This is a genomic window from Actinomyces oris, from assembly GCF_001937665.1.
Taxonomy (GTDB): domain Bacteria; phylum Actinomycetota; class Actinomycetes; order Actinomycetales; family Actinomycetaceae; genus Actinomyces; species Actinomyces stomatis.
The window spans coordinates 1-20,479 of the sequence record NZ_MSKL01000025.1; the positions used below are offsets into that span (position 1 = coordinate 1).

The window sequence follows — 20,479 nt, forward strand, 5'->3', positions numbered from 1 at the left end:
CTTGGGAGCGCCCTTGGAGGGCTTGGGGGCCTGAGAGGCGGTCTTGGCCGACTTGTCGGCCGCAGTGTCCGCCGGCGCTTCCTGCACCTGGGCGGCGAAGTGCTCGCGAACCCGACGAGCGACGGGTGGCTCAACGGCGGAGGAGGCCGCCTTGACGAACTCTCCCTGGTCCTTGAGCCAGGCCAGGATCACCTTCGAGGTGACCTTCTTGCCAGTGGGGTCGAGCTCTTTAGCAAGCTCATGAACGCGTGGTTTAGCCACATTTCTCCTGTCCGGTTTCCCACCCCGGACAGGGGTGGGTGCTTCTAGAGGCAGCTCATCGCTGGGTACTCATCGGGTGCCCATCGGCTTCCTACCCGCCTTCGCTATCGGTGGTCCGCTCACCCGGTCGGGCAGCGGGGGTCTCGCCGTCATTGACCACTCCCCGCTCCAGGAACCCGCGCACCCGGGCCACATCCAGTGGTCCGCCGGTGCGCAGGGCACGTGGAGCGGCGCGTCGTCGCTCAGCGAGGTCGAGGCACGCCGGATCCGGGTGGATCCAGGCGCCGCGCCCGGGTCTGACGGCCCGGGCATCGACGTCGAGCTCACCGCCCGACGTCAGCACGAGACGCAGCAGCTGCGTCCGCGGGGCCCTTTGTCGACAGCCGATACAGGTGCGCTCGGGCACGTGGGGGATGGTGACCACCGTCCGTCGGTGTCCTTCCGCTGGTCTGCAGCCGCTGACGCGGGCACCACGGCCGAGGAATCCCGGCGCAGGACCCGCAAAGGTCCGCCGGAAAGTCTACATCGCCCCGCGGGGCGGTTCAGTCGCTCAGCTCTGAGGGACCTGTCACGTCGTCGGACTGGGAGCCCTGACCGGGGGTGATCTCACCGGACTCGGCATCGGCGTGGATGTCGATCTTCCAGCCGGTCAGACGGGCAGCCAGACGGGCGTTCTGCCCCTCCTTGCCGATGGCCAGGGAGAGCTGGAAGTCGGGGACGATGGCGCGGGCGGTGCGCTCCTCGGAGTCGATGACGCCCACGGCGGCCACGCGGGCCGGGGACAGGGCGTTGGCGATGAAGCGGGCCGGGTCCTCCGAATAGTCCACGATGTCGATCTTCTCTCCACCGAGCTCGGTCATGACCGCGCGCACCCGCTGCCCCATGGGGCCGATGCAGGCACCCTTGGCGTTGACGCCGCGAACCTTGGAGCGCACAGCCATCTTGGTGCGGTGGCCGGCCTCCCGGGCGACGGAGACGATCTCGACGTCCCCCGAGGAGATCTCAGGAACCTCGCGCTCGAAGAGCTTGCGAACCAGCCCCGGGTGAGTGCGCGACAGGATGATCTGAGCCCCGCGGGTGCCGCGTGAGACGTCGGTGACGTAGGCGCGCACGCGGTCGCCGTGGCGGTAGCGCTCGCCGGGGACCTGCTCATGGGGAGGCATGATGCCCTCGTGCTCCTCGTCCAGGCGCACGTACACGATGCGGGGGTCGCGTCCCTGCTCCACGGTGCCGGAGATCAGCTCACCGGTCTTGTCCTTGAAGGCGCCCAGGACCTCGAAGTCGCGACGGTCCTGGATGCGCTGGACGATGACGCTGCGGGCCGTGGCCTGGGCGATGCGACCGAAGTCGTCGGGGGTGTCGTCGAAGTACTCCCCCGTGGGCTGATCGTCCTCGTCGACCTCCGGGGCCAGAACGCTCATGTGCCCAGTGCGGCGGTCGATCTCGACGTGGGCCCCCCGAATCGCTCCGGGGACCTTGGAATAGGCCCCCAGGATGGCGTCCTCGATAGCGGGCAGCAGGTTGTCCAGGTCAATGCCGAGCTCGTCGGCAGCGCCTCGCAGCTCCGGCATATTGATGTCCATGGGTCCTTGGGTCCTCTCTGGTCCGCTGAAGCGGGTGTGCACTGGGTTCCCGTTGACGGTAGTCCGTGACGGGCCGGATGGTCCATCACGTCTTTCCCGGGCAGGTCCGTCAACCTATCAGTTATCAGGACATACATTATTCCCGGTCGCTATCCGCGGGGAGCATCCTATGGATCTTCGGCCTGTTGCCCGGCTCTAGAACCCGGCCACCACCATCCGTGCCTCGGTGATGTCCCCCAGCGCGATGCGGTGCTGGACGCCGTCGACCTCGATCCCGACCATGCCGCCGTTGTGCTCACTGGCGTCGGCGTCCTCATCGGCCGCGGTGACGAGGCCGGTGAGCTCGTCGTCGGCCGTGCGCACCCGGGCACTATGACCAACGGCACGCCGGAAGTGACGCAGAGTGGTCAGCTCTCGCTCGGCTCCGGGGGTGGAGACCTCGAGGGTGTACTGCCCCTTGACGGGGTCGGCCTCATCGAGGGCCTGGGAGACGGCCGCGGTCACGGGTCCCAGGGAGTCGAGATCGAGGTCTCCGGGACCGTCAGCCAGATCCACGAAGACGCGCACGACCGAGTACTTGCCCGCCCTGGTGGTCTCCACGCTCTCGAGATGAAGCCCGGCATCGTTGACGACGGGGACGAGCAGATCGGTGAGACTGCGCGCCAGTACGTCAGCGCGCTTGCGCGGATCCTTACGCGGATCATGGGCTGCCATGGTCGTTCTTCCTCCCATACTGGCCCGAGCAGAGGATCGGGCGGACGTGGTCGACATGATCGAGGTGGTCGAGGTCGGGATCATGCTACCTGCCGTCTGTGGGAGGATTCCCCGGTGAACACTCGCCGCAATCCCCTCCCCGCCCAGTCGAACGGCATTCCGTCGCCCTACGGTGACCGAGTCGGTGGCAGGCTCCGAGCCGGTGCCGACACGGGTGCGGCGGGCCACGGCCTGACGCGCCGCACCGCAGTGCTTGCGGTGGGGACGGCTCTGACCGCGGCGTTGGGCGGTTGCGGACTGCGCCTGGGGAAGGGTTCCCCGGCGTCCCTGCCCTCGGCCTCGGCGGCGGAGACCACCCGTGACGGTCTGGCCAGGCAGGCCGCGCTCATCTCCTCCACCGCCGGCGTGGTCGCACAGTCCGGCAGCGCGGATTCCACGACCACGACCCTGGCCGAGGGGGTGAAGCAGACGGCTGACGCCCAGCTCGAGACCCTGGGTGGGGTATGGCAGCCGTGGCCCTCGCAGGTGCCGTCCTCCTACCCCACGGTTGCTCCGGTGCCGTCGGCCTCGGCGGGAGCCTCCGCGCAAGACCTGGCCACGGCCCTGGCCGATGGATCGACGCTGGCCCGCAGGGCGGCGATCGCCGCCGCCTCGGAGCAGGACGCTCGGCTCTTCACCTCACTGACAGTGGCCTGGAGTCTCCAGCACGACCTCTTCAAGCCGCCGAGCTCGGCGGACACGCCACGGGCGGAGGTGGCGCAGGGCAGCAAGATCAGTTCCGGCCTGTTGACCTCCTACGACGCCGCCCGCTACGCCATGGAGGAGCTCGCGGCGCGCAGCGACGACCCCCAGCGCACTCGGGCGATCGCCGACGCCAAGGCCGCCACATCCGTCGTCAATGCCGCGGTGGCCGCGGGCACTGAGGACAAGCGGCTGAGCGCCTACGCCGCCCCGAGCGAGTCCACCGACCCCAATGTGAGCACCCAGGTGCTCTGGGCCCGGCAGGTGTGGTCCAACATCGTGTCGTCAGAGGTGCAGGAGGCCGGTTCCGCCAAGGCCTCCAGTCCGGCCCGTGAAGCGGCCGTCACCGGTGCGGTCGACGCCGCCCGGCGCGCCACCGCCTGGGGCGCGGACTTCTCCTCCCTGCCCGGCTACGCCGCCTGACGTGCGCCTCCTCGTAGCAGTTCTGGCCGTCGTCGCCGCCCTGGCGGCCGTGGACCAGCTCTTCTTGCGGATGGAGCGCCGTGGCTGGATCTACTGGCGGCGTCGCAGGCCCGACCCGCGCGGAGCTGTTCTGGGTCCCATCGACAAGGTCTTCAACCCGGCCCACGAGCACGTGGTTGAGCAGCAGGAGACAGAGGAGCGCCTGGCCGACATCCAGGCAGCCGCGGCCCCAAGACGCAACCGCGACGTCGAGTGAGCTCGAACGGCAGTACCAGCGCAACCCACTGCGATGGAGATCCCCGGAGGACTCGTCGCCTCGCATGTAGCAGCAACGCTCCACCAGCGGCACCGGATCGTTGGGGCCTCCGGCCCCGGGGTGAGGAAGCCCGCCCCCGCCTCTCGCCGACCCACTCCACGAGAGTGGGGATCTACTGCCCAGGGGTTGTACGTACTGCACAAAAGCCGGGCCTTCGTGGAGTACCCCCGACCCTCCCCCAGGTAGCACCCGACCCTCGTGCAGTATGCCGCCCCGAGTAAGGGGCTCGGGCCAGAGCCGGCGTTGAAGCGGCGCCGCCGGGACCCAGTACAGGAGCCAGGAGGGGCAGCCGGGTCCGAGGTGTTCGCCTCGCGCCGATACCGGCGCCACCTGTCACAGGCTCCGGGCGGCCTCCAGGGCGTCGCGGACGGTGGCGCTGATCTCGGCTACGGCGGCGTCGGCGGGCACGGAGCGGCGCTCACCGGTGCGGCGGTCACGGATCTCCACGGTTCCCTCCTTGGCCAGGTCCCGGCCGACGACGACCGTGTAGGGCAGGCCGAGGAGCTCGGAATCGGCGAACTTCACGCCGGCGGAGACCTTGCGGCGGTCGTCGTAGAGGACCTCGACGCCGTCGGCGTCCAGGGACGAGGCGATCCGCTCGGCGACGTCGAAGACGGCCTGGTCCTTGCCGGTGGCCAGGACCTGCACGTGGTAGGGGGCGATCTGGACGGGCCAGGTGAGTCCCTTGTCGTCGTGGTTGGCCTCGGCCAGGGCGGCCATGACGCGGCTGACGCCGATGCCGTAGGAGCCCATGGTGACCACGCGGGCCTTGCCGTTCTCATCCAGGACGGTCAGCCCCAGGGCCTGGGAGTACTTGCGTCCCAGCTCGAAGATGTGGCCGATCTCGATGCCGCGGGCCAGGTGGAGGGGGCCGGAGCCGTCGGGGGCGGGGTCGCCCTCGCGGACCTCGGCGGCCTCGATAGTGCCGTCGGCGGTGAAGTCACGGCCCATGACCAGGTCGAGGACGTGCTTCTTGTCGGTGTTGGCACCGGTGACCCAGCTGGTCCCCTCCACGATCCGGGGGTCGACGAGGTAGCGCACGGAGCCGGTGAGGACCTCGGTTCCGTCGTCGAGCCTCTCCACGCGGCGCAGCGGGGAGTTCGGGCCGATGGCGGTGGGACCGATGTATCCGCGCACGAGCTCGGGGTGGGTCTCGAAGTCGGTGTCGCCGGCCATCTCGACCTCGGCGGGGGCGACGGCGGCCTCCAGACGCTTCATGTCGACGTCGCGGTCCCCGGGCACGCCGACGACCAGCAGCTCACGCTCACCATCTGGGTGGATGAGGGTGACGACGACGTTCTTGAGCGTGTCGGCGGCCGTCCAGGCCCGCCCGTCCGACCGCGGGTAGGCCTCGTTGCACAGGTCGACCAGGGAGTCGATGGTCGGGGTGTCGGGGGTGTCGACGACGCGCGCCGGGCCGATGCCGGAGGCGTCCACGGGATCGGGGACCACGGTGGTGACGGCCTCGGCGTTGGCCGCGTAGCCGCTTGAGGAGCGCACAAAGGTGTCCTCGCCGATCTCGCAGGGGTACAGGAACTCCTCGGAGTGCGAGCCGCCCATGGCACCGGCCATGGCGTTGACGATGACGTAGTCCAGACCCAGGCGGGCGAAGATCCGCTCGTAGGTGTCACGGTGGGCCTGGTAGGCGGCGGCCAGCCCGGCGTCGTCGATGTCGAAGGAGTAGGAGTCCTTCATGACGAACTCGCGTCCGCGGATGATGCCGGCGCGGGGGCGGGCCTCGTCGCGGTACTTGGTCTGGATCTGGTAGACGATGGCCGGCAGGTCCTTGTACGAGGAGTAGAGGTCCTTGACCGCGAGGGTGAACATCTCCTCGTGGGTGGGAGCCAGCAGGTAGTCCCCGTCCTTGCGGTCGTGGAGCTTGAACAGGGTGGGGCCGTAGTCGTTCCAGCGTCCGGTGGCCTGGTAGGGCTCGGCCGGCAGGAGAGCCGGGAAGTGGACCTCCTGGCCGCCCATGGCATCCATCCCCTGGCGCACGATGTCCTCGATCTTGCGCAGCGTTCGCAGGCCCAGCGGCAACCAGGTGTACACCCCGGGGGCGGCCCGGCGGATGTAGCAGGCGCGCACGAGCAGGCGGTGGCTGGCGACCTCGGCGTCAGCCGGGTCCTCGCGCAGGGTTCGGATGAAGGAGGTGGAGAGTCTGTGCAGCACGGGGTGATCCTACGGGGTCTGACGCCACGGCCCCAACGGAGCCCGCCCGACCGTACGAGATCACGCGATTCGGGACCGGCTGACCAACGACGACGCACAGGGCGAACCGGAGGCCTTGACGCTGGTCAGGGACGACTTGCGGCCCTCGAGAAGGGCCCGATACGCTCCATCCCATCGGAGGGTTCGTCGACCCTCTTATCCCTGAATTCGGCCCGCGTCACGTCCCCCTGCTCGCGGACCACAGGCAAGGAAGCATATGGACAGGCACTCCTCCATGCGCGAGGGACACGGCCAGACGTGGGCGAAGGCCATTCTTCTGGGTGAGCACTCCGTGGTCTACGGCCACCCCGCCGTCGCCGTACCACTGCAGGACCTGCGGATGCGAGCCACTGCGAGACCGACCTCGGGCCCCTCCACGCTGACCAGCCTGGGCTACTCGGGCCCCCTGACGCAGGCCGGCCCCCGGTTCGCCAGCGTGGCGCGAGCCTTCGAGGTGGCCCGGGAGTTCTCCGGGTGCCTGGACCAGGCCCTTGAGATCACCACCGTCAGCGACTTCCCCCATGAGCGCGGGCTCGGTTCGTCGGCCGCGGCGGCCGGTGCGATCATCCGTGCGGTTCTGGACGCCTGCGGACGCGAGGCCGCCGCGGACGAGCTGTTCGCCCTGACGCAGATGGCCGAGCAGATCGCTCACGGCAAGCCGTCGGGGCTCGACGCCGCCGCCACCTGCTCCCCGTGCCCCATCCGGTTCCAGGGAGGGCAGATGCGGCCCCTGAGCCAGCGCATTGAGAACGCCTCCCTCGTCATCGCCGACTCCGGGATCCACGGTTCCACCCGAGAGGCCGTTGGCGGCCTGCGCCGGCGCTACGAGAACGATCCGGACAACATCGGTCCGCGCATCAACCGCCTGGGGGCACTCACCCAGAACGCGATCATGGCCCTGGACCAGGCCGACGCCCAGGCGCTCGGAGCCACCATGGACGAGGCGCATACGGTCCTGGCCGAGCTCAGCCTGAGCCTGCCGGTCCTCGACGATCTCGCCGAGGCCGCCCGCGCCGCCGGGGCACTGGGCGCCAAACTCACCGGCGGGGGGCTCGGCGGCTGCGTCATCGCCCTGGTGACCGGCGAGCCGGCCGCGCGCCGGGTGCGCGCCGCTCTGGAACGGGCGGGGGCGCCGGCGACTTGGAACTACCGGATGCGCATCAGCGAGGTGGACGAGTGACCGCCGTACCCCCCGGAGCCGCTGCCGGCTCCTCCCCGTCCGCCATCGCGACCGCGACGGCCAGCGCGAACACCAACATCGCGCTCATCAAGTACTGGGGCAAGGTCGATGAGGCACAGGCGATCCCCGCCACCTCGAGCCTGTCCCTCACCCTCGGCGGCACCCGGACGACGACGACGGTCTCCTTCGACGGCGGGGACGGCGCCGCAGACTCGGTGACGATCAACGGGGCCTCCCCCAGCGCCGTGGAGCTGGGGCGAGTGACCCGGTTCCTCGACCTGGTGCGCGCCCGCTCAGGCGTCACCGCCCCGGCAACCGTCACCTCCCGGGCCTCGGTCCCGCTGGCGGCCGGCCTGGCGAGCTCGGCGGCGGGCTTCGCGGCGCTTGCGGCGGCGGCCTCCCGGGCCGCCGGCATGGATCTCGACGGCCGGGAGCTCTCCAGACTGGCCCGACGCGGCTCGGGCTCGGCGACCCGCTCCGTCTTCGGTGGGCTGGTCCTGTGGAACGCGGGCCACGACGACGCCTCCTCCTACGCCGAGCCGGTCGCCTGCGAGATGGACCTGGCAATGGTCGTCGTCGTGCTCTCGCAGCGTTACAAGCCCATCAGCTCGACCCGGGCCATGCGGGCCACCATGTCGTCCTCCCCTCTCTTCCCCGCCTGGGTCGAGGCCAGCGGGAGGGACCTTCAGGTGGCGCTGGAAGCGGTCCGGGCGGGCGACCTGGCACGGCTCGGGGAGATCGTCGAGGGCAACGCCCTGGGCATGCACGCCACGATGATCGCGGCCCGCCCGGGCATCATCTACTGGCTGCCGCAGACCATAGCGGCACTGCAAGCGATCCGCGCCATGCGCGAGGAGGGGCTGCCCGTCTGGGCAACGATCGATGCCGGACCCAACGTCAAGGTCCTCACCGAGGGCGCCCGCGCCGAGGAGGTCGCCGCCGCGCTGCGGGACCGTCTGAGCGGCACCACCGTCTCGGTGAGGCGTCCCGGCGGCGGGGTGCGTATCGAGGAGGGCCCATGCCCCTGACCTCTCACGGCGGCGATGTCGTCTCCAGGGCGCCGGGTAAGCTCTACATCGCCGGAGAGTACGCCGTCGTCGAGCCCGGCCACCGAGCGGTCCTGGTCGCCGTCGACCGATTCATCACCGTACGCATCACGCCCTGCTCCCCCGCCGGCGGGCACGCGGGCACGATCAGCTCGCGGCTCTACGCCACCGGCTCCAGGCCCTGGCGCCGCCGACCGCAGGACGGCCAGGCCGAGGCAGTCGGAGGAGAGGACGACTACATCATCTCGGCGATCCGAGTCGTTGAGGCGCTGGTGACCCAGGGCGGCGGCCGGCCAGGCTCCTTCGACCTGAGCGTCTCCAGCGAGCTGGAGGAGGACGACGGGCGCAAGCTGGGACTGGGCTCATCATCGGCGGTGACGGTGGCGACGGTGCGCGCCGTCGCCGCCTTCTACGGCCTGGCCGCCGACGACCTGACCGTCTACAAGCTGGCGATGCTGGCCAGTGACACGGTCCAGCCGATCGGCTCAGGAGGAGACATCGCCGCGAGCGCCATGACCGGGTGGGTGGCCTACACCTCCCCCGACCGCTCGTGGCTGCGCCGGGCCCGGCAGCGAGCCGGGGCCGGTGGCATGAGCGATCTCGTGGAGGCGGACTGGCCAGGTCTGAGCGTCCGCCGCCTGCCGTCTCCCTCATTGCGGCTTCAGGTGGGTTGGACCGGCGCGCCTGCCTCCACCCCGGCCCTGGTCGCCGACGTCCAGACCCGATCCCACGGGGCCGATGACTACGCCGTCTTCCTGCGCGACAGCCAGGACTGCCTGGCTCGTCTCATCACCGCGATCAAGGATGATGACGCCGCCCGGATCATGCGCCAGATCGCGCGCAACAGGGCTCTTCTGGCCGGGCTCAGCCGGATCGGCGGCCGGACCATCGAGACCACTGAGCTGGTGAGACTGGTCGAGATCGCGCTCGACCACGGTGCCACGGCCAAGAGCTCTGGCGCTGGGGGCGGGGACTGCGGAATCGCCCTGTGCCCACCGGCCACGGACCTGTTTGCACTGCGAGCCGCGTGGGAGACGGCCGGGATACGCCCTCTGGACCTGTCGGTCTACAGCCAGGACTCATCCGCTGCCTGCGCAGCCGACGCCGCTGAGGCACGTGCTGATTCCTCGACCGCCTCCCCCGTTAAGGTCACCCCATGAGCCACGAGCCCCTCACCTCGCAACGGGCCTCCCGTAAGGACGAGCACCTGGAGCTGGCGATGCGTCTGCACGGTCAGGACCGCGCCGGCGCCTTCGACGACGTCTCCTTCATCCATCACAGCCTGCCGGGGGTCAGCGCCGAGCAGGTCGATATCGGCACCACCGTCCTGGGCTGCCGCTGGGAGGTCCCGTTCTACATCAACGCCATGACCGGCGGAACGCAGGCAACAGCGGCTATCAATGCCGGTCTGGCCGAGGCGGCCGCTGAGGCGGGAGTCGCGATCGCCTGCGGTTCCCAGCACGTGGCCCTGCGTGACCCCGAGCGGGCGGACGGCTTCCACGTCATCCGACACCGGGCCCCGGGCGCCTTCGTCCTGGCCAATGTCGGACCGACCGTCAGCCCTCAGGAGGCACTGCAGGCCGTGGAGATGTTGGAGGCCAACGCCCTGCAGATCCACCTCAACGCGGCCCAGGAGCTGGTCATGCCCGAGGGCGACCGCGACTTCACCGGCTGGAGCGAGGCGATCGCCGGCATCGTTGCGGCCGTGCCCGTCCCGGTGGTGGTCAAGGAAGTGGGCTTCGGGCTCTCACGCCGGACGATCGAGGCCCTGGCGCGCACCGGCATCGCGGCCGTCGACGTGGCTGGGGCCGGAGGCACGGACTTCATCGCCATTGAGAACGAGCGCCGACCGCAGCGCGACCTGTCCTACCTGGTCGGCTGGGGCCAGTCGACGGCGCTGTGCCTGCTGGAGTCGCTGAGCGGATCGGAGCCGGTCAGCCTGCCGGTACTGGCCTCCGGCGGCGTGCGCAACCCGCTCGACGTCGTCCGGTCGCTGGCCCTGGGCGCCTGCGCCGTCGGCGCCTCCGGGCACGTCCTGCGCACCCTGGTCAAGGAGGGCCCCGAGGCCCTGCGCCAAGAGCTGCGAACCTGGAGCGAGCACGTGCGCATCCTCATGACCCTGCTGGGAGCGGCCGATGTCTCCCAGCTGCGTCGCACCGATGTTCTCGTCACCGGGAGCACCGCCGAGCGGGCCCGTCTGCTCGGCGTCGACCTGACCCGTCTGGCGCACCGCAGCGATACGTAACCGTCACCAGGTGCTTCCGTCAAGGGGGATCGACCCCTCTGCCTTTTACTCCGACTGACTCATAGAGTGCTGGTATCAGGACTCAACATCGGAGTCTCGCGTGGCCGATCGCAACAGACGTGCGGCGGAGGCCGGTCCCCAACCTCCGCCGCATCCCGCGAGAAGGAGGTCAGGCCAGAGCGGCCAGGGCCTTGACGATGCCGGGAGCCGCGTAAAGGGACATGAACTGGACGCCGTAGGAGACCCCCAGTCGGTTGAGCGACCCGCACGCGATTCCCACAAGCAGGACCCCGAAGACATTGGCCAGACCTGCCTTCTGGTCGGCGTCGATGTAGGCCAGCAGGAGGACGAAGGCGACGAACAGCGCCAGCACCGCCTCGTGGGGAATGCGACGCATGACGAAGTAGGTGATCTGCGAGGACCAGCGCACGGCGATGACGTACGTGATCGCAACCGCGGCAAGAGCCCCGATGGTCACGGTGATGATGAATCCGGGCAGGTCCAGCAGGTGGTGCAGGTTGTGCTGCTTGGTGTAGACCGAGCCCGCATTGAACAGCGGACCGGCGGGGCCGACGGACACACCGGAGATCGGGACCCCGAGCGCCACCAGCGGAATGATGACGCCGGCCAGGTAGGTCGAGTGGGTCAGGGCGCTCATGACAGTCACTGCACGTTGCGCGCGGGGCACCCGGTCCTCCTTCTGGCGGGCCACGGAGGCCTCGCCCAGCAGGAAGGTCAGGCCCACCGGGCTGAGAATGAACAGCGGGGTGGAGACGGCGGCCATGGCGGCGCTCCACCAGCCCTCGGACCTCGTGATGAGCCGCCCCGGCCACAACGCCTGTCGCTCGAAACCGGATCGCAGCAGCTCGGCCTTGGTGCGATTGCCGTGCGGCAGTGCCTCCCGACGCTTGGCATTGAGCAGCTCCAGGAGGGTCAGGAGCATAGGCCCCACGGTGATCCCGAGGAAGAAGGAGGTATTGACACTGGCCTTCTCAGGGATAATCCCCGCCCCTCGGTAGAGCGCCGGAAGCGCCTGGAACAGAAGTGCCATGGGAAGAATCGATACCAGGGAGAGAATTCGGTTCTTTCCGAGCAGGGCCAGAATCACGGCTCCGGCAGCCAGGACGATATCGGAGTTGGACTTGATCCAGTCGGCCATGGGCAGTAGCAGACCGGCAAGGAGGAAGCTCAGGGGAATGGAGATAAGGGTTCCAATGGCCGACCCCACCGCCATCTTCCGGATCGTGTCTGAGGCCAGGCCCTTGTTGCGCAGCACCATGGCGTGATCCATGAGCGGAGCGGACATGACTCCGCCGGGCAGTCCCACCAGCGCCGTCGGGATCCCGTTCATGAGGTTGAGCGTGACCACGGCGGAGATGAAGAAGGCAAGCACCACGTGCGGTGGTGCCCCAGCCAGGATGATCGCCAGAGTGACGGGGGCCAGCACCCCGGTCTCATCGGTCCCGGGGATGAAACCGATGAAGGTGTAGAGGACCACGGCAGCCAGGATGGCGACCACCATCATGAGGAGAAGGCTCACAGTCACCGGTCTTCCCCTTCACTCGCCCCAACGTTCAGCTCATCGACAATGGTGACCTCACGTTTAGGAGTCACAAGGAGGCAGCAGGCGATAAAACCGATGGTGGAGGCCCCCAGCCCCCAGAAGAGCGGCTTGCCTCCGAGATAAACGGAGAACAGCACCGCCGCGACGACGCATATCACCGATATCAGGAGACAGACAATCAAGTCTCTGGGTGATACGAGGTCATTCCATACCTCGATATTGTTCTGACGCTCCGTGGTCTCGGAGTCGACGTCATCCGTACTGCGCACGATTGGTGATCGTAGGCGAGCCGCCCAAGACGCTCCATATGTTGTTCACCATGACTTTGCAGGCGCTGTGTAACAAAACAGCATCGTCCTTGCGGTCCCACCGGGAACATTCACAGGAGCACGGTGGCGAACAGACCCACCTGCACGAACCCCAGAGACCGGTAGAGCGCCAGGGCGGGGGCGTTGTAGTCGTTGACGTAGAGGCTGACAACGCCGTCGGCCCCGACATGATCGCGACGTACGGCGTCCACGACGCTGGCCAGAGCCGCCGCCCCGACTCCTCGCCCACGCAGGTCGGGGCGCGTCCACACCCCGGTCAGCTGGGCGACACAGCCGGCCGGGGAGCGCCACAGGGCCCCGACATCGGCCTTGAAGGCCACGGCCCGAGGCGAGCCGGGTTGAACCGGGTGACCGGCACCGTCATCGAGCACGATGTAGCTGCGTCCCTGCTCGATGAGCCAGCTGACGTGGCGGCCGTAACCGGGACCGTCCACGGTGGGGTCGTAGCCGAGCTCCCCGCTGAACATGTCCACCGAGGCGGGCAGCACCAGTCCGTCCTCATCAGGACGGGCGAGACGGACCGACCTCCCCACCCAGGCCAGGGACGGACGACGACGCAGGTGCGCACTCCCCAGTCCCCCGCCCACCCGGGGCGCGGTCAGGACCGGCTGCCTCCAGCGCTCATGGCGAGCACGCGCTCCCTGCTCGCTGAGCCCGCCCCAGATCGCGGCGACGTCTCGAGCCGGTCCCGACACGGAGCCGCGCCTGGAGAGGCGAGGGCGGGCGTGCTCGGCCAGCGCCCAGATCTCACCGGCATCCGCGGCTCGCAGACCGTGCTCTGGGCGTCCGGCCAGGCCGAAGAGCATGAGAGAACCCACCGACCAGGCCGCGGCGACAGGACGGGCCAGTCCTCCCAGAGCGACGACGTCGCCGCGCCCCCAACGAGACCAGCGCTGCATCTGCTGGACCAGGCTCACGGCGCTGACCGGATCGAGTGCGCACAGCGACATGACGCCCGAGACCCGGTCGGCGGGGACCGGTGTCAGGCGATCGGCGCGACGCTGATCGCGTTCGTGATCACGGTGCCGTAGGAAGCCCATGTCCGTCAGGCCCGGGCGGGAGCTCTGCGCTTCCCGCCCTCACCGGTCCTCAACCGGCGGCGGAGACCATGGGAGCGGTGCCGGCCAGTGCATCCTCACCGAGCTCCTCGGCCATCTCAGCGGCCATGACCTCGGCGTGCTTGAGGAGGGTCTCAACGACCTGGTCCTCGGGGACGGTCTCAACCACCTGGCCACGCACGAAGATCTGCCCCTTGCCGTTGCCCGAGGCGCAGCCCAGGTCTGCCTCACGGGCCTCGCCGGGGCCGTTGACGACACAGCCCATGACGGCCACGCGCAACGGCGCGGTGACCTTCTTGAGTCCCGCCTCCACCTCCTCGGCAAGGGTCCACACATCCACCTGAGCCCGACCGCAGGAGGGACAGGAGACGATCTCGAGCTGGCGCTGACGCAGACCCATGAACTCTAAGAGCTTGGTGCCCACCTTGACCTCCTCAACCGGAGGCGCCGACAGGGAGACGCGGATGGTGTCGCCGATGCCCTCTGCGAGCAGGGTGCCGAAGGCGGCGCAGGACTTGATCGTGCCCTGGAAGGCGGGGCCGGCCTCGGTCACGCCCAGGTGAAGGGGCCACTGGCCGGCCTCGGACAGGAGCCGGTAGGCCTGCACCATGGTGACGACGTCGTGGTGCTTGACGGAGATCTTGAAGTCGTGGAAGTCGTTCTCCTCGAACAGTCCGGCCTCCCAGGTGGCGGACTCCACGAGCGCCTCGGGGGTGGCCTTGCCGTACTTCTTAAGCAGGCGCTTGTCGAGGCTTCCGGCGTTGACGCCGATGCGTAGGGAGACACCGGCGTCGGAGGCGGCCTTGCAGATGTCGGCGACCTGGTCGTCGAACTTGCGGATGTTGCCGGGATTGACGCGCACGGCGCCGCAGCCGGCCTCGATGGCGGCGAAGACGTACTTGGGGTTGAAGTGGATGTCCGCGATGACGGGGATGCGCGACTGCTTGGCGATGATCGGCAGCGCCTCGGCGTCCTTGTCGGTGGGGCAGGCCACGCGCACGATGTCGCAGCCCGAGGCCGTCAGCTCGGCGATCTGCTGGAGCGTGGCACCGATGTCGTGCGTCTTGGTAGTGGTCATGGACTGCACTGTGATGGGCGCGTCTCCGCCGACGTTGAGGCTGCCGACCTTGATCTTGCGAGTTGGTCGGCGCGGCGCCAGGACCGGGGCCTGGGCACGCATGGTGGGGATGCCAAGAGCGATCGCTTCAGTCACCCGACCAGTATGTCATCCACCCTGCCCGGCCCTGTACCGCGGGCGTGTGGCATCGCTCCCGCCGGCACCGGAGCACCCCGCCATCATGGACCTCACAGCGGCGCAGCGATATCCACCCAGACCAGGACCAGGGCCATAACAATGAGCAGGCCGAAGACGACCTGACCGATGGGCAGCATCCTGGCAGTGTCCACCGGTCCCGGATCGGGCTTGCCCTGCGCCTTGGCGATCGAGCGCCGGATGCCCTCCCAGCAGGCCCCGGCCACGTGCCCGCCGTCCAGCGGCAGCAGCGGCACCAGGTTGAAGGCGAACAGCGCCAGGTTGAGGCTGCCCAGCAGCATGAGCATGGTGCTCACCCGCATCGACAGGGGGACCTCTCCACCTCCGGCAGCACCGCCGCTGGTGGCATTTCCGGCCATGCGCCCCATGCCCACCAGTCCCACGACGCCGCTGTCGGCACTGCGCTGCTCAATGCCCAGCGCCGCCTGGACGGCGTGATAGAGGCCGACCGGCAGGGTGGCGATGGCCTTGACCGTCCCTCCGATGGCCTGTCCGATGAGGCCCGGGATCTTGGCGGGGCTCAGGGGAATGGTTCCCAGCGACGGGGAGATGCCGACATAGGGGCGGGCCTGGGTGCGCACGGCCCCGGAGGCATCCTTGACCGGGGCCCCCTGCGCGTCGCGAACGGTGCGTTGGACTTCGACGGCGGTGACGCTCACTGTGCGCTCGGCTCCGTCGCGCTCGATGACGACCTGGGTGGGGCGGGTGCCTGTGGCGGCGATCCGGGCCTGAAGCTCTTCCCAGGAGGAGACCTTCACCCCGCCCCAGGAGACGATCCTGTCGCCGACTTTGATGCCGGCAGCGCTGGCGGGTCCGACGGGGTCGGAGTCCTGGCAGGGGGCGTCCGCGTCGATGTTGGACGAGACGCAGGGCGCCACGGTTGACAGCGTCGTCGTGCGTCCGGGGATACCGACCGCGCCGATGGCCACGGCCAGCAGCACGATCCCCAGGACCAGGTTGGTGAGGATTCCCCCGGCCATGACGATGAGCTTCTTGGGGACGCTGAGGTGGTAGAAGGCCCGGTGCTCCTCTCCGGGCTGGATCTCCTCCAGGGCCTCGGCTCGCGCCTCACCCACCATGCCCAGGCTTCCGTCCTTGCGCTTGCGGTCCGGCCTGCCGGGCTTGGCGGGCGGCAGCATGCCGACGAGCTTGACGTAGCCGCCCAACCAGATGGCCTTGACGCCGTACTCGGTCTCTCCGCGCTTGAACGACCAGATCCTCGGGCCGAAGCCGACGAAGTACTCGGGGACCTTCACGCCGAACCTCTTGGCGGGGATCATGTGCCCGAGCTCGTGAAGGGCCACCGAGACACCGATCCCGATGATGAGGATGACGATGCCCAGGATGTAGGTCAGGGTGGTGCTCACGAGTCTGCTCCTCCGTTTCGTACCGCGATGAGCTCGTCGGCGCGGGCGCGCGCCCAGGTCTCCACGGCCAGGAGGTCGTCGAGGCTCGGGGAGGTCAGGCCCTCGTGCTCGCCGACGACGAGCGCATCGATCTCAACGATGTCCAGCCACTCCAGGCCGCCGGCGAGGAATGCTGCGACGGCCTGCTCGTTGGCCGCGTTGAGCACGGCCGGGTGGGTGTCCGAGGCCGCCACGGCGCTACGGGCCAGGTCGACGGCGGGGAAGGCGGCGTCGTCCAGTGGCTCGAAGGTCCAGCTGACTGGTTCGCGCCAGTCGTTGGGAGTCACCATGCCCGACAGGTCGGGACGCTCGGGCCAGGTCAGCCCCAGGGCGATGGGCAGGCGCATGTCGGGCGGTGAGGCTTGGGCTATGGTGGCGCCGTCGGTGAACTCCACCATGGAGTGGACGACGGACTGGGGGTGGACGACGACGTCGATCTGCTCGGGTGCCACATCGAACAGGAGGTGGGCCTCGATGAGCTCGAGTCCTTTGTTGATGAGAGTCGAGGAGTTGATGGTCACCACCGGCCCCATGTCCCAGGTGGGGTGCTTGAGGGCGGCGGCGGCACTGATCCCGGTGAGCTCGGTGCGGCTGCGCCTGCGGAAGGGGCCACCGGAGGCGGTGAGGACCAGCCGTCTCACGTCGCTGCGCCCGCTGACGACGGGACTGGTCAGTCCCTTCTCATGGCGGCCGCTGGCCAGGGCCTGGGCGATGGCGGAGTGCTCGGAGTCCACGGGAACGATCTGGCCGGGTCGGGTGAGCGCCTGGCGGACCAGGGCGCCCCCGACGACGAGGGACTCCTTGTTGGCCAGGGCCAGGCGGGCTCCGTTGCTCAGGGCGGCCAGCGTGGGCAGCAGACCCACGGAGCCGGTGATGCCGTTGACGACCGTGTCGTGGGTTCCCAGTCCGGCGGCCTCGACCGCCGTGGTAGCGGCATCGGGGCCGGTGAGGATGGTGGTGACCGGGTCGGGGCGACCGGCCTGGGCGGCTGCGGCCGTCAAGGCCTGGCGCAGGCGGCCGCCGAGATCCTCTCCCCCACCGGTGACGGCCAGGACGGGGACCTCCCAGGTGATGGCCTGGCGGGCCAGGAGGTCCAGGCGTGATCCACCTGCGGCCAGGGCGACCACCTGCGGAGCGGCCGCCCCCAGGCGGGTGAGGACCTCGAGGGTCTGGGTGCCGATCGACCCGGTGGATCCCAGGAGGACCAGTCGCTGTGGGATATAGGAGGGCGGTGGTGCATGGCTGGTCATGGGGTGGTGGGTTTCCTCAGGACGTGCTCGACGGGCTCGACTCACTCGACGGACAGGAGGACCTCGACGACGCGCGCCAGGTAGCGGTCGACACTGGGCTCTCCGTAGGCCTTGTTCCCCCGGGCCCGACGAAAGACCGCTCCGCGCACCTCGCTGGAGGTCAGGGTGGTGTCGGAGTCGAAGTAGCCGGCGATGCGGTCCATGAGGGCGTCGACGTCAGTCTTGTCATACCCCTGTCCGGAGGCCGGGGCGAAGCGCTCGCCGGCCGGACGCAGGAGACGCGGGTAGAGGGTGGTGGCGAGCTGGGTGACCTGGTCCATCCAGGCCTGGCGGCCCTTCTTGGCCACGAAGGCCGCGCGCCGGCGCTGGAGGAACGCGGCCTCGAGCCGGTCGAGAGCCGCGTCCACGGCCTGGGGCTGGTAACCGCGCAGAACGACGTCGAAGGCGACGGTGCGCACACCCTCGGAGTCCATCTCGTCGAGCTCACCGGCGTCGTAGATCTCGTGAGCCGTCTCGAAGTAGCGGTCCACCTGCTCGGGGCGGTAGCCCGGTCGCAGGAGCGCTGACTTGGGGAACATGTCGCTCATGTCGTCTTGGCCCTCTCCTGGTTAAGTACCTCGGTCGCGAGCTGACCGCAGGCACCGTCGATGTCGCTGCCTCGAGTGTCTCGCACTGTCGTGGTAATTCCGGCACGCCGGAGCGTGTCAACGAACATATCCTGAACCGCAACCTCCGAGCAGGTCCAGATGGATCCCGGGGTGGGGTTGAGCGGGATGGGGTTGACATGGGCCCATCCGGTGTCCCTGCGGTTGAGCTCGTCAGCGAGCAGCTGGGCTCGCCAGGCATGGTCGTTCATGTCCTTGATAAGTGCGTACTCGATGGACACGCGCCGGCCGGTGGCCAGGAAGTAGTCGTGGGCGGCGTCGAGCAGCTCACCGACCTTCCACTTGGAGTTGACGGGGATGAGCTCGTCGCGCAGCTCGTCGTCGGGGGCATGCAGGGAGACGGCCAGGGTCACCGGCAGCCCCTCACCGGCGAGCCGGCGGATGAGGGGAACGAGCCCCACGGTGGAGACGGTGATACCGCGGGCCGACAGGCCGAAGCCCTCCGGGGCCGGGGCGATGAGCCGGTGGAGGGCGCCGACGACGTTCTTGTAGTTGACCATCGGCTCGCCCATGCCCATGAAGACCACGTTGGAGAGTCGGGCAGGTCCCCCGGTCAGCTCCCCGGCGGCCGAGGCCTGGGCGGCGTGGCGCACCTGCTCCACGATCTCCCCGGTGGAGAGGTTACGGGTCAGCCCCATCTGACCGGTGGCACAGAAGGGGCAGGCCATGCCGCAACCGGCCTGGGAGGAGACACACAGGGTGGTGCGGTCCTTGTAGCGCATGAGGACGCTCTCGACGCGGACGCCGTCGTGCAGCTCCCACAGGTGCTTGATGGTACGCCCGCCGTCGGCCCGCAGGGCGCGTACCGGGGTGATGAGCTCGGGCAGCAGGTCGGCGCACAGCTGCTCGCGCTGGGCGGCGGGCAGGTCGGTCATGTCCGCGCTGTCACGGGTGAAGTGCGTGAAGTAATGACGCGAGAGCTGGTCCGCCCGGAAGGAGGGCAGGCCCGAGTCCTTGCAGGCGGCCTTGCGGCCGGCCAGATCGAGGTCGGCCAGGTGACGAGGTGCCTTGCCGCGCGCCGCCGGTACTGCGAAGGACAGGCGCGGCTTGGCGTCCGGGCTGGTGGCGCCCTCCGGGGGCTGGTCGGTCGGCATGACCTGGACCTGGCCGTCACGCGGCCGCCCAGTGATGCTGACGGGCTGCGGGCGCCGGGGGCGCTGCTGTACTCGCGATGGACTCACGCTCGTGCTCCTCGTGTCCCGGGGCTGGGGAGGGCCGGGCTGGTCGATAGGGGTGGGTGCGGCATGCCGTCCCTATTTCACCAGGAGGGTGAAGGCGTAGACAAGTGGAGCGGCCACGAGGATCGAGTCGAGCCGATCCATGATTCCGCCGTGTCCGGGCAGGAGCGTGCCCATGTCCTTGAGTCCCAGGTCGCGCTTGAGCAGGGACTCCCCCAGGTCGCCCAGGGTGGAGACGACCACGGTGCAGGCCCCCAGTGCGGCTCCTGCCCACCAGGGGCCGTCGATGGCCCAGACGCAGCCGGCCCCGGTCGCCACCGCCGCCAGCAGGGAGCCCATGAGCCCCTCCCAGGACTTCTTGGGCGAGACCGAGGGCGCCAGGGGGTGACGGCCGAAGGTGATGCCGGCCATCCACCCGCCGGTGTCGTTGGCGGCCGCCAGGGCGATGAGCATCATGACTTTTCCCACTCCGTGATCCTGCACCAGGAGCAGGACGGCGAAGCCGGCCAGGAAGGGCAGGTAGGTGGCGGCGAAGACCGAGGCGGCCGCAGCACTGGAGCGCGAGCGGCGGACCTCGTCATGGGCCTCCGTGCGAGGGATGTCATGGCCGGCCTGCTCCAGGACGGTACCGACCTCCGCCTCGGCCTGGTCCATGAAGCTCCACAGGACGCAGGCCCCGACAGTGGCGACATAGGCCCCGAAGGCCGCCTCCGCTCCCACCTCCCAGGCGCACACGGAGATTCCCAGGGTCCCCAGCCACAGCGGCGCCAGGGGCAGGCGGATGCGCTTGCGGGCGAAGGCAGCCGCCAGCTCCCACAGTGCACCGCAGACGGCCAGAACGACGACGCCCACGAAGATGACCTTGTAGAAGGCCAGGGACCCCAGGACCACGGCGATGAGCGCGACCGCCACCCCGATGGCGGCGGGCAGGTTGCGTCCCGCCCGCCCGGTGGCGGGCAGGGGGTCGTGGTTGCGCGTGGGGCGCGGGTTCAGCAGAGTCGACACGGGGCTCACAGGGGTTGACGGGACAGAGGCGGGA

The 20,479-nt window shown here is 69.4% G+C and carries 20 protein-coding genes; 6 read left to right on the forward strand and 14 right to left on the reverse strand.

Features of this window, described 5'->3' with window-relative positions:
- The 4 genes from BKH28_RS09440 to rimP form a co-directional block, all read right to left on the reverse strand.
- A partial coding sequence (locus tag BKH28_RS09440; RefSeq protein ID WP_143224127.1) for a translation initiation factor IF-2 N-terminal domain-containing protein occupies positions 1-261 on the reverse strand: 261 nt, incomplete at its 3' end.
- Between the two features lie 91 nt (positions 262-352).
- Complete coding sequence (locus BKH28_RS09445; protein WP_075418564.1) at positions 353-685, reverse strand: YlxR family protein; 333 nt, start codon at positions 683-685, stop codon at positions 353-355.
- Between the two features lie 118 nt (positions 686-803).
- A complete protein-coding gene (nusA, locus tag BKH28_RS09450; RefSeq protein ID WP_075418565.1) occupies positions 804-1,844 on the reverse strand; it encodes a transcription termination factor NusA in 1,041 nt (346 codons plus the stop codon).
- Positions 1,845-2,039: 195 nt separating this feature from the next.
- Positions 2,040-2,558, reverse strand: coding sequence for a ribosome maturation factor RimP (rimP, locus tag BKH28_RS09455; protein WP_075418566.1), 519 nt, complete (start codon positions 2,556-2,558; stop codon positions 2,040-2,042).
- Positions 2,559-2,672: 114 nt separating this feature from the next.
- Between rimP and BKH28_RS09460 the strand changes: the two genes are divergently transcribed.
- Positions 2,673-3,722, forward strand: coding sequence for a Tat pathway signal protein (locus BKH28_RS09460; protein WP_075418567.1), 1,050 nt, complete (start codon positions 2,673-2,675; stop codon positions 3,720-3,722).
- 1 nt (position 3,723) lies between these two features.
- Positions 3,724-3,978, forward strand: coding sequence for a hypothetical protein (locus tag BKH28_RS09465; protein ID WP_075418568.1), 255 nt, complete (start codon positions 3,724-3,726; stop codon positions 3,976-3,978).
- A gap of 393 nt (positions 3,979-4,371) precedes the next feature.
- Here BKH28_RS09465 and BKH28_RS09470 read toward each other — a convergent pair whose 3' ends face one another.
- Positions 4,372-6,207: a proline--tRNA ligase gene (locus tag BKH28_RS09470; RefSeq protein WP_075418569.1), complete on the reverse strand. Its 1,836-nt coding sequence runs from the start codon at positions 6,205-6,207 to the stop codon at positions 4,372-4,374.
- Positions 6,208-6,463: 256 nt separating this feature from the next.
- Here BKH28_RS09470 and mvk point away from each other — a divergent pair, with 256 nt between their 5' ends.
- From mvk to fni, 4 genes are read left to right on the forward strand one after another with little or no spacing between them, the layout of a single operon-like run.
- Positions 6,464-7,426, forward strand: coding sequence for a mevalonate kinase (gene mvk / locus BKH28_RS09475; protein ID WP_075418570.1), 963 nt, complete (start codon positions 6,464-6,466; stop codon positions 7,424-7,426).
- Positions 7,423-8,454: a diphosphomevalonate decarboxylase gene (gene mvaD / locus BKH28_RS09480; protein WP_075418571.1), complete on the forward strand. Its 1,032-nt coding sequence runs from the start codon at positions 7,423-7,425 to the stop codon at positions 8,452-8,454. Before mvk ends, mvaD begins: the two co-directional genes overlap by 4 nt.
- Complete coding sequence (locus BKH28_RS09485; protein ID WP_075418572.1) at positions 8,445-9,632, forward strand: phosphomevalonate kinase; 1,188 nt, start codon at positions 8,445-8,447, stop codon at positions 9,630-9,632. The genes mvaD and BKH28_RS09485 overlap by 10 nt, the downstream gene beginning before the upstream one ends.
- Positions 9,629-10,717 carry a type 2 isopentenyl-diphosphate Delta-isomerase gene (fni, locus tag BKH28_RS09490; RefSeq protein ID WP_075418573.1) on the forward strand — a complete coding sequence of 363 codons (1,089 nt, stop codon included), beginning with the start codon at positions 9,629-9,631 and terminating at the stop codon, positions 10,715-10,717. Before BKH28_RS09485 ends, fni begins: the two co-directional genes overlap by 4 nt.
- Positions 10,718-10,886: 169 nt before the next feature.
- Here the strand turns inward: fni and BKH28_RS09495 are convergent, their stop codons facing one another.
- The 9 genes from BKH28_RS09495 to BKH28_RS09535 all read right to left on the reverse strand — a co-directional run bounded on the left by BKH28_RS09495 (position 10,887) and on the right by BKH28_RS09535 (position 20,445).
- Positions 10,887-12,263 carry a tripartite tricarboxylate transporter permease gene (locus BKH28_RS09495; RefSeq protein WP_075418574.1) on the reverse strand — a complete coding sequence of 459 codons (1,377 nt, stop codon included), beginning with the start codon at positions 12,261-12,263 and terminating at the stop codon, positions 10,887-10,889.
- Positions 12,260-12,550 carry a hypothetical protein gene (locus BKH28_RS09500; RefSeq protein WP_075418575.1) on the reverse strand — a complete coding sequence of 97 codons (291 nt, stop codon included), beginning with the start codon at positions 12,548-12,550 and terminating at the stop codon, positions 12,260-12,262. Before BKH28_RS09500 ends, BKH28_RS09495 begins: the two co-directional genes overlap by 4 nt.
- A 110-nt stretch (positions 12,551-12,660) precedes the next feature.
- On the reverse strand, positions 12,661-13,650 hold the full coding sequence (locus BKH28_RS09505; protein ID WP_081380109.1) for a GNAT family N-acetyltransferase: 990 nt from the start codon (positions 13,648-13,650) through the stop codon (positions 12,661-12,663).
- A gap of 49 nt (positions 13,651-13,699) precedes the next feature.
- Positions 13,700-14,881 (reverse strand): flavodoxin-dependent (E)-4-hydroxy-3-methylbut-2-enyl-diphosphate synthase, encoded by a 1,182-nt coding sequence (ispG, locus tag BKH28_RS09510; RefSeq protein ID WP_003783958.1) that lies wholly within the window; start codon positions 14,879-14,881, stop codon positions 13,700-13,702.
- A 92-nt stretch (positions 14,882-14,973) separates the two neighbouring features.
- Entirely contained in the window at positions 14,974-16,308 is a 1,335-nt protein-coding gene (locus BKH28_RS09515) for a M50 family metallopeptidase (RefSeq protein ID WP_075418576.1), read from the reverse strand.
- Positions 16,305-17,597, reverse strand: coding sequence for a 1-deoxy-D-xylulose-5-phosphate reductoisomerase (gene dxr, locus BKH28_RS09520; RefSeq protein WP_075418577.1), 1,293 nt, complete (start codon positions 17,595-17,597; stop codon positions 16,305-16,307). Before dxr ends, BKH28_RS09515 begins: the two co-directional genes overlap by 4 nt.
- A 41-nt stretch (positions 17,598-17,638) precedes the next feature.
- The gene (locus BKH28_RS09525) at positions 17,639-18,184 is read right to left on the reverse strand and encodes a DivIVA domain-containing protein (protein WP_075418578.1); all 546 of its coding nucleotides are present in this window, start codon (positions 18,182-18,184) and stop codon (positions 17,639-17,641) included.
- The gene (gene rlmN, locus BKH28_RS09530) at positions 18,181-19,443 is read right to left on the reverse strand and encodes a 23S rRNA (adenine(2503)-C(2))-methyltransferase RlmN (RefSeq protein WP_075418579.1); all 1,263 of its coding nucleotides are present in this window, start codon (positions 19,441-19,443) and stop codon (positions 18,181-18,183) included. Before rlmN ends, BKH28_RS09525 begins: the two co-directional genes overlap by 4 nt.
- A gap of 72 nt (positions 19,444-19,515) precedes the next feature.
- Positions 19,516-20,445 (reverse strand): phosphatidate cytidylyltransferase, encoded by a 930-nt coding sequence (locus BKH28_RS09535; protein WP_075418580.1) that lies wholly within the window; start codon positions 20,443-20,445, stop codon positions 19,516-19,518.
- Positions 20,446-20,479: the final 34 nt, after the last annotated feature.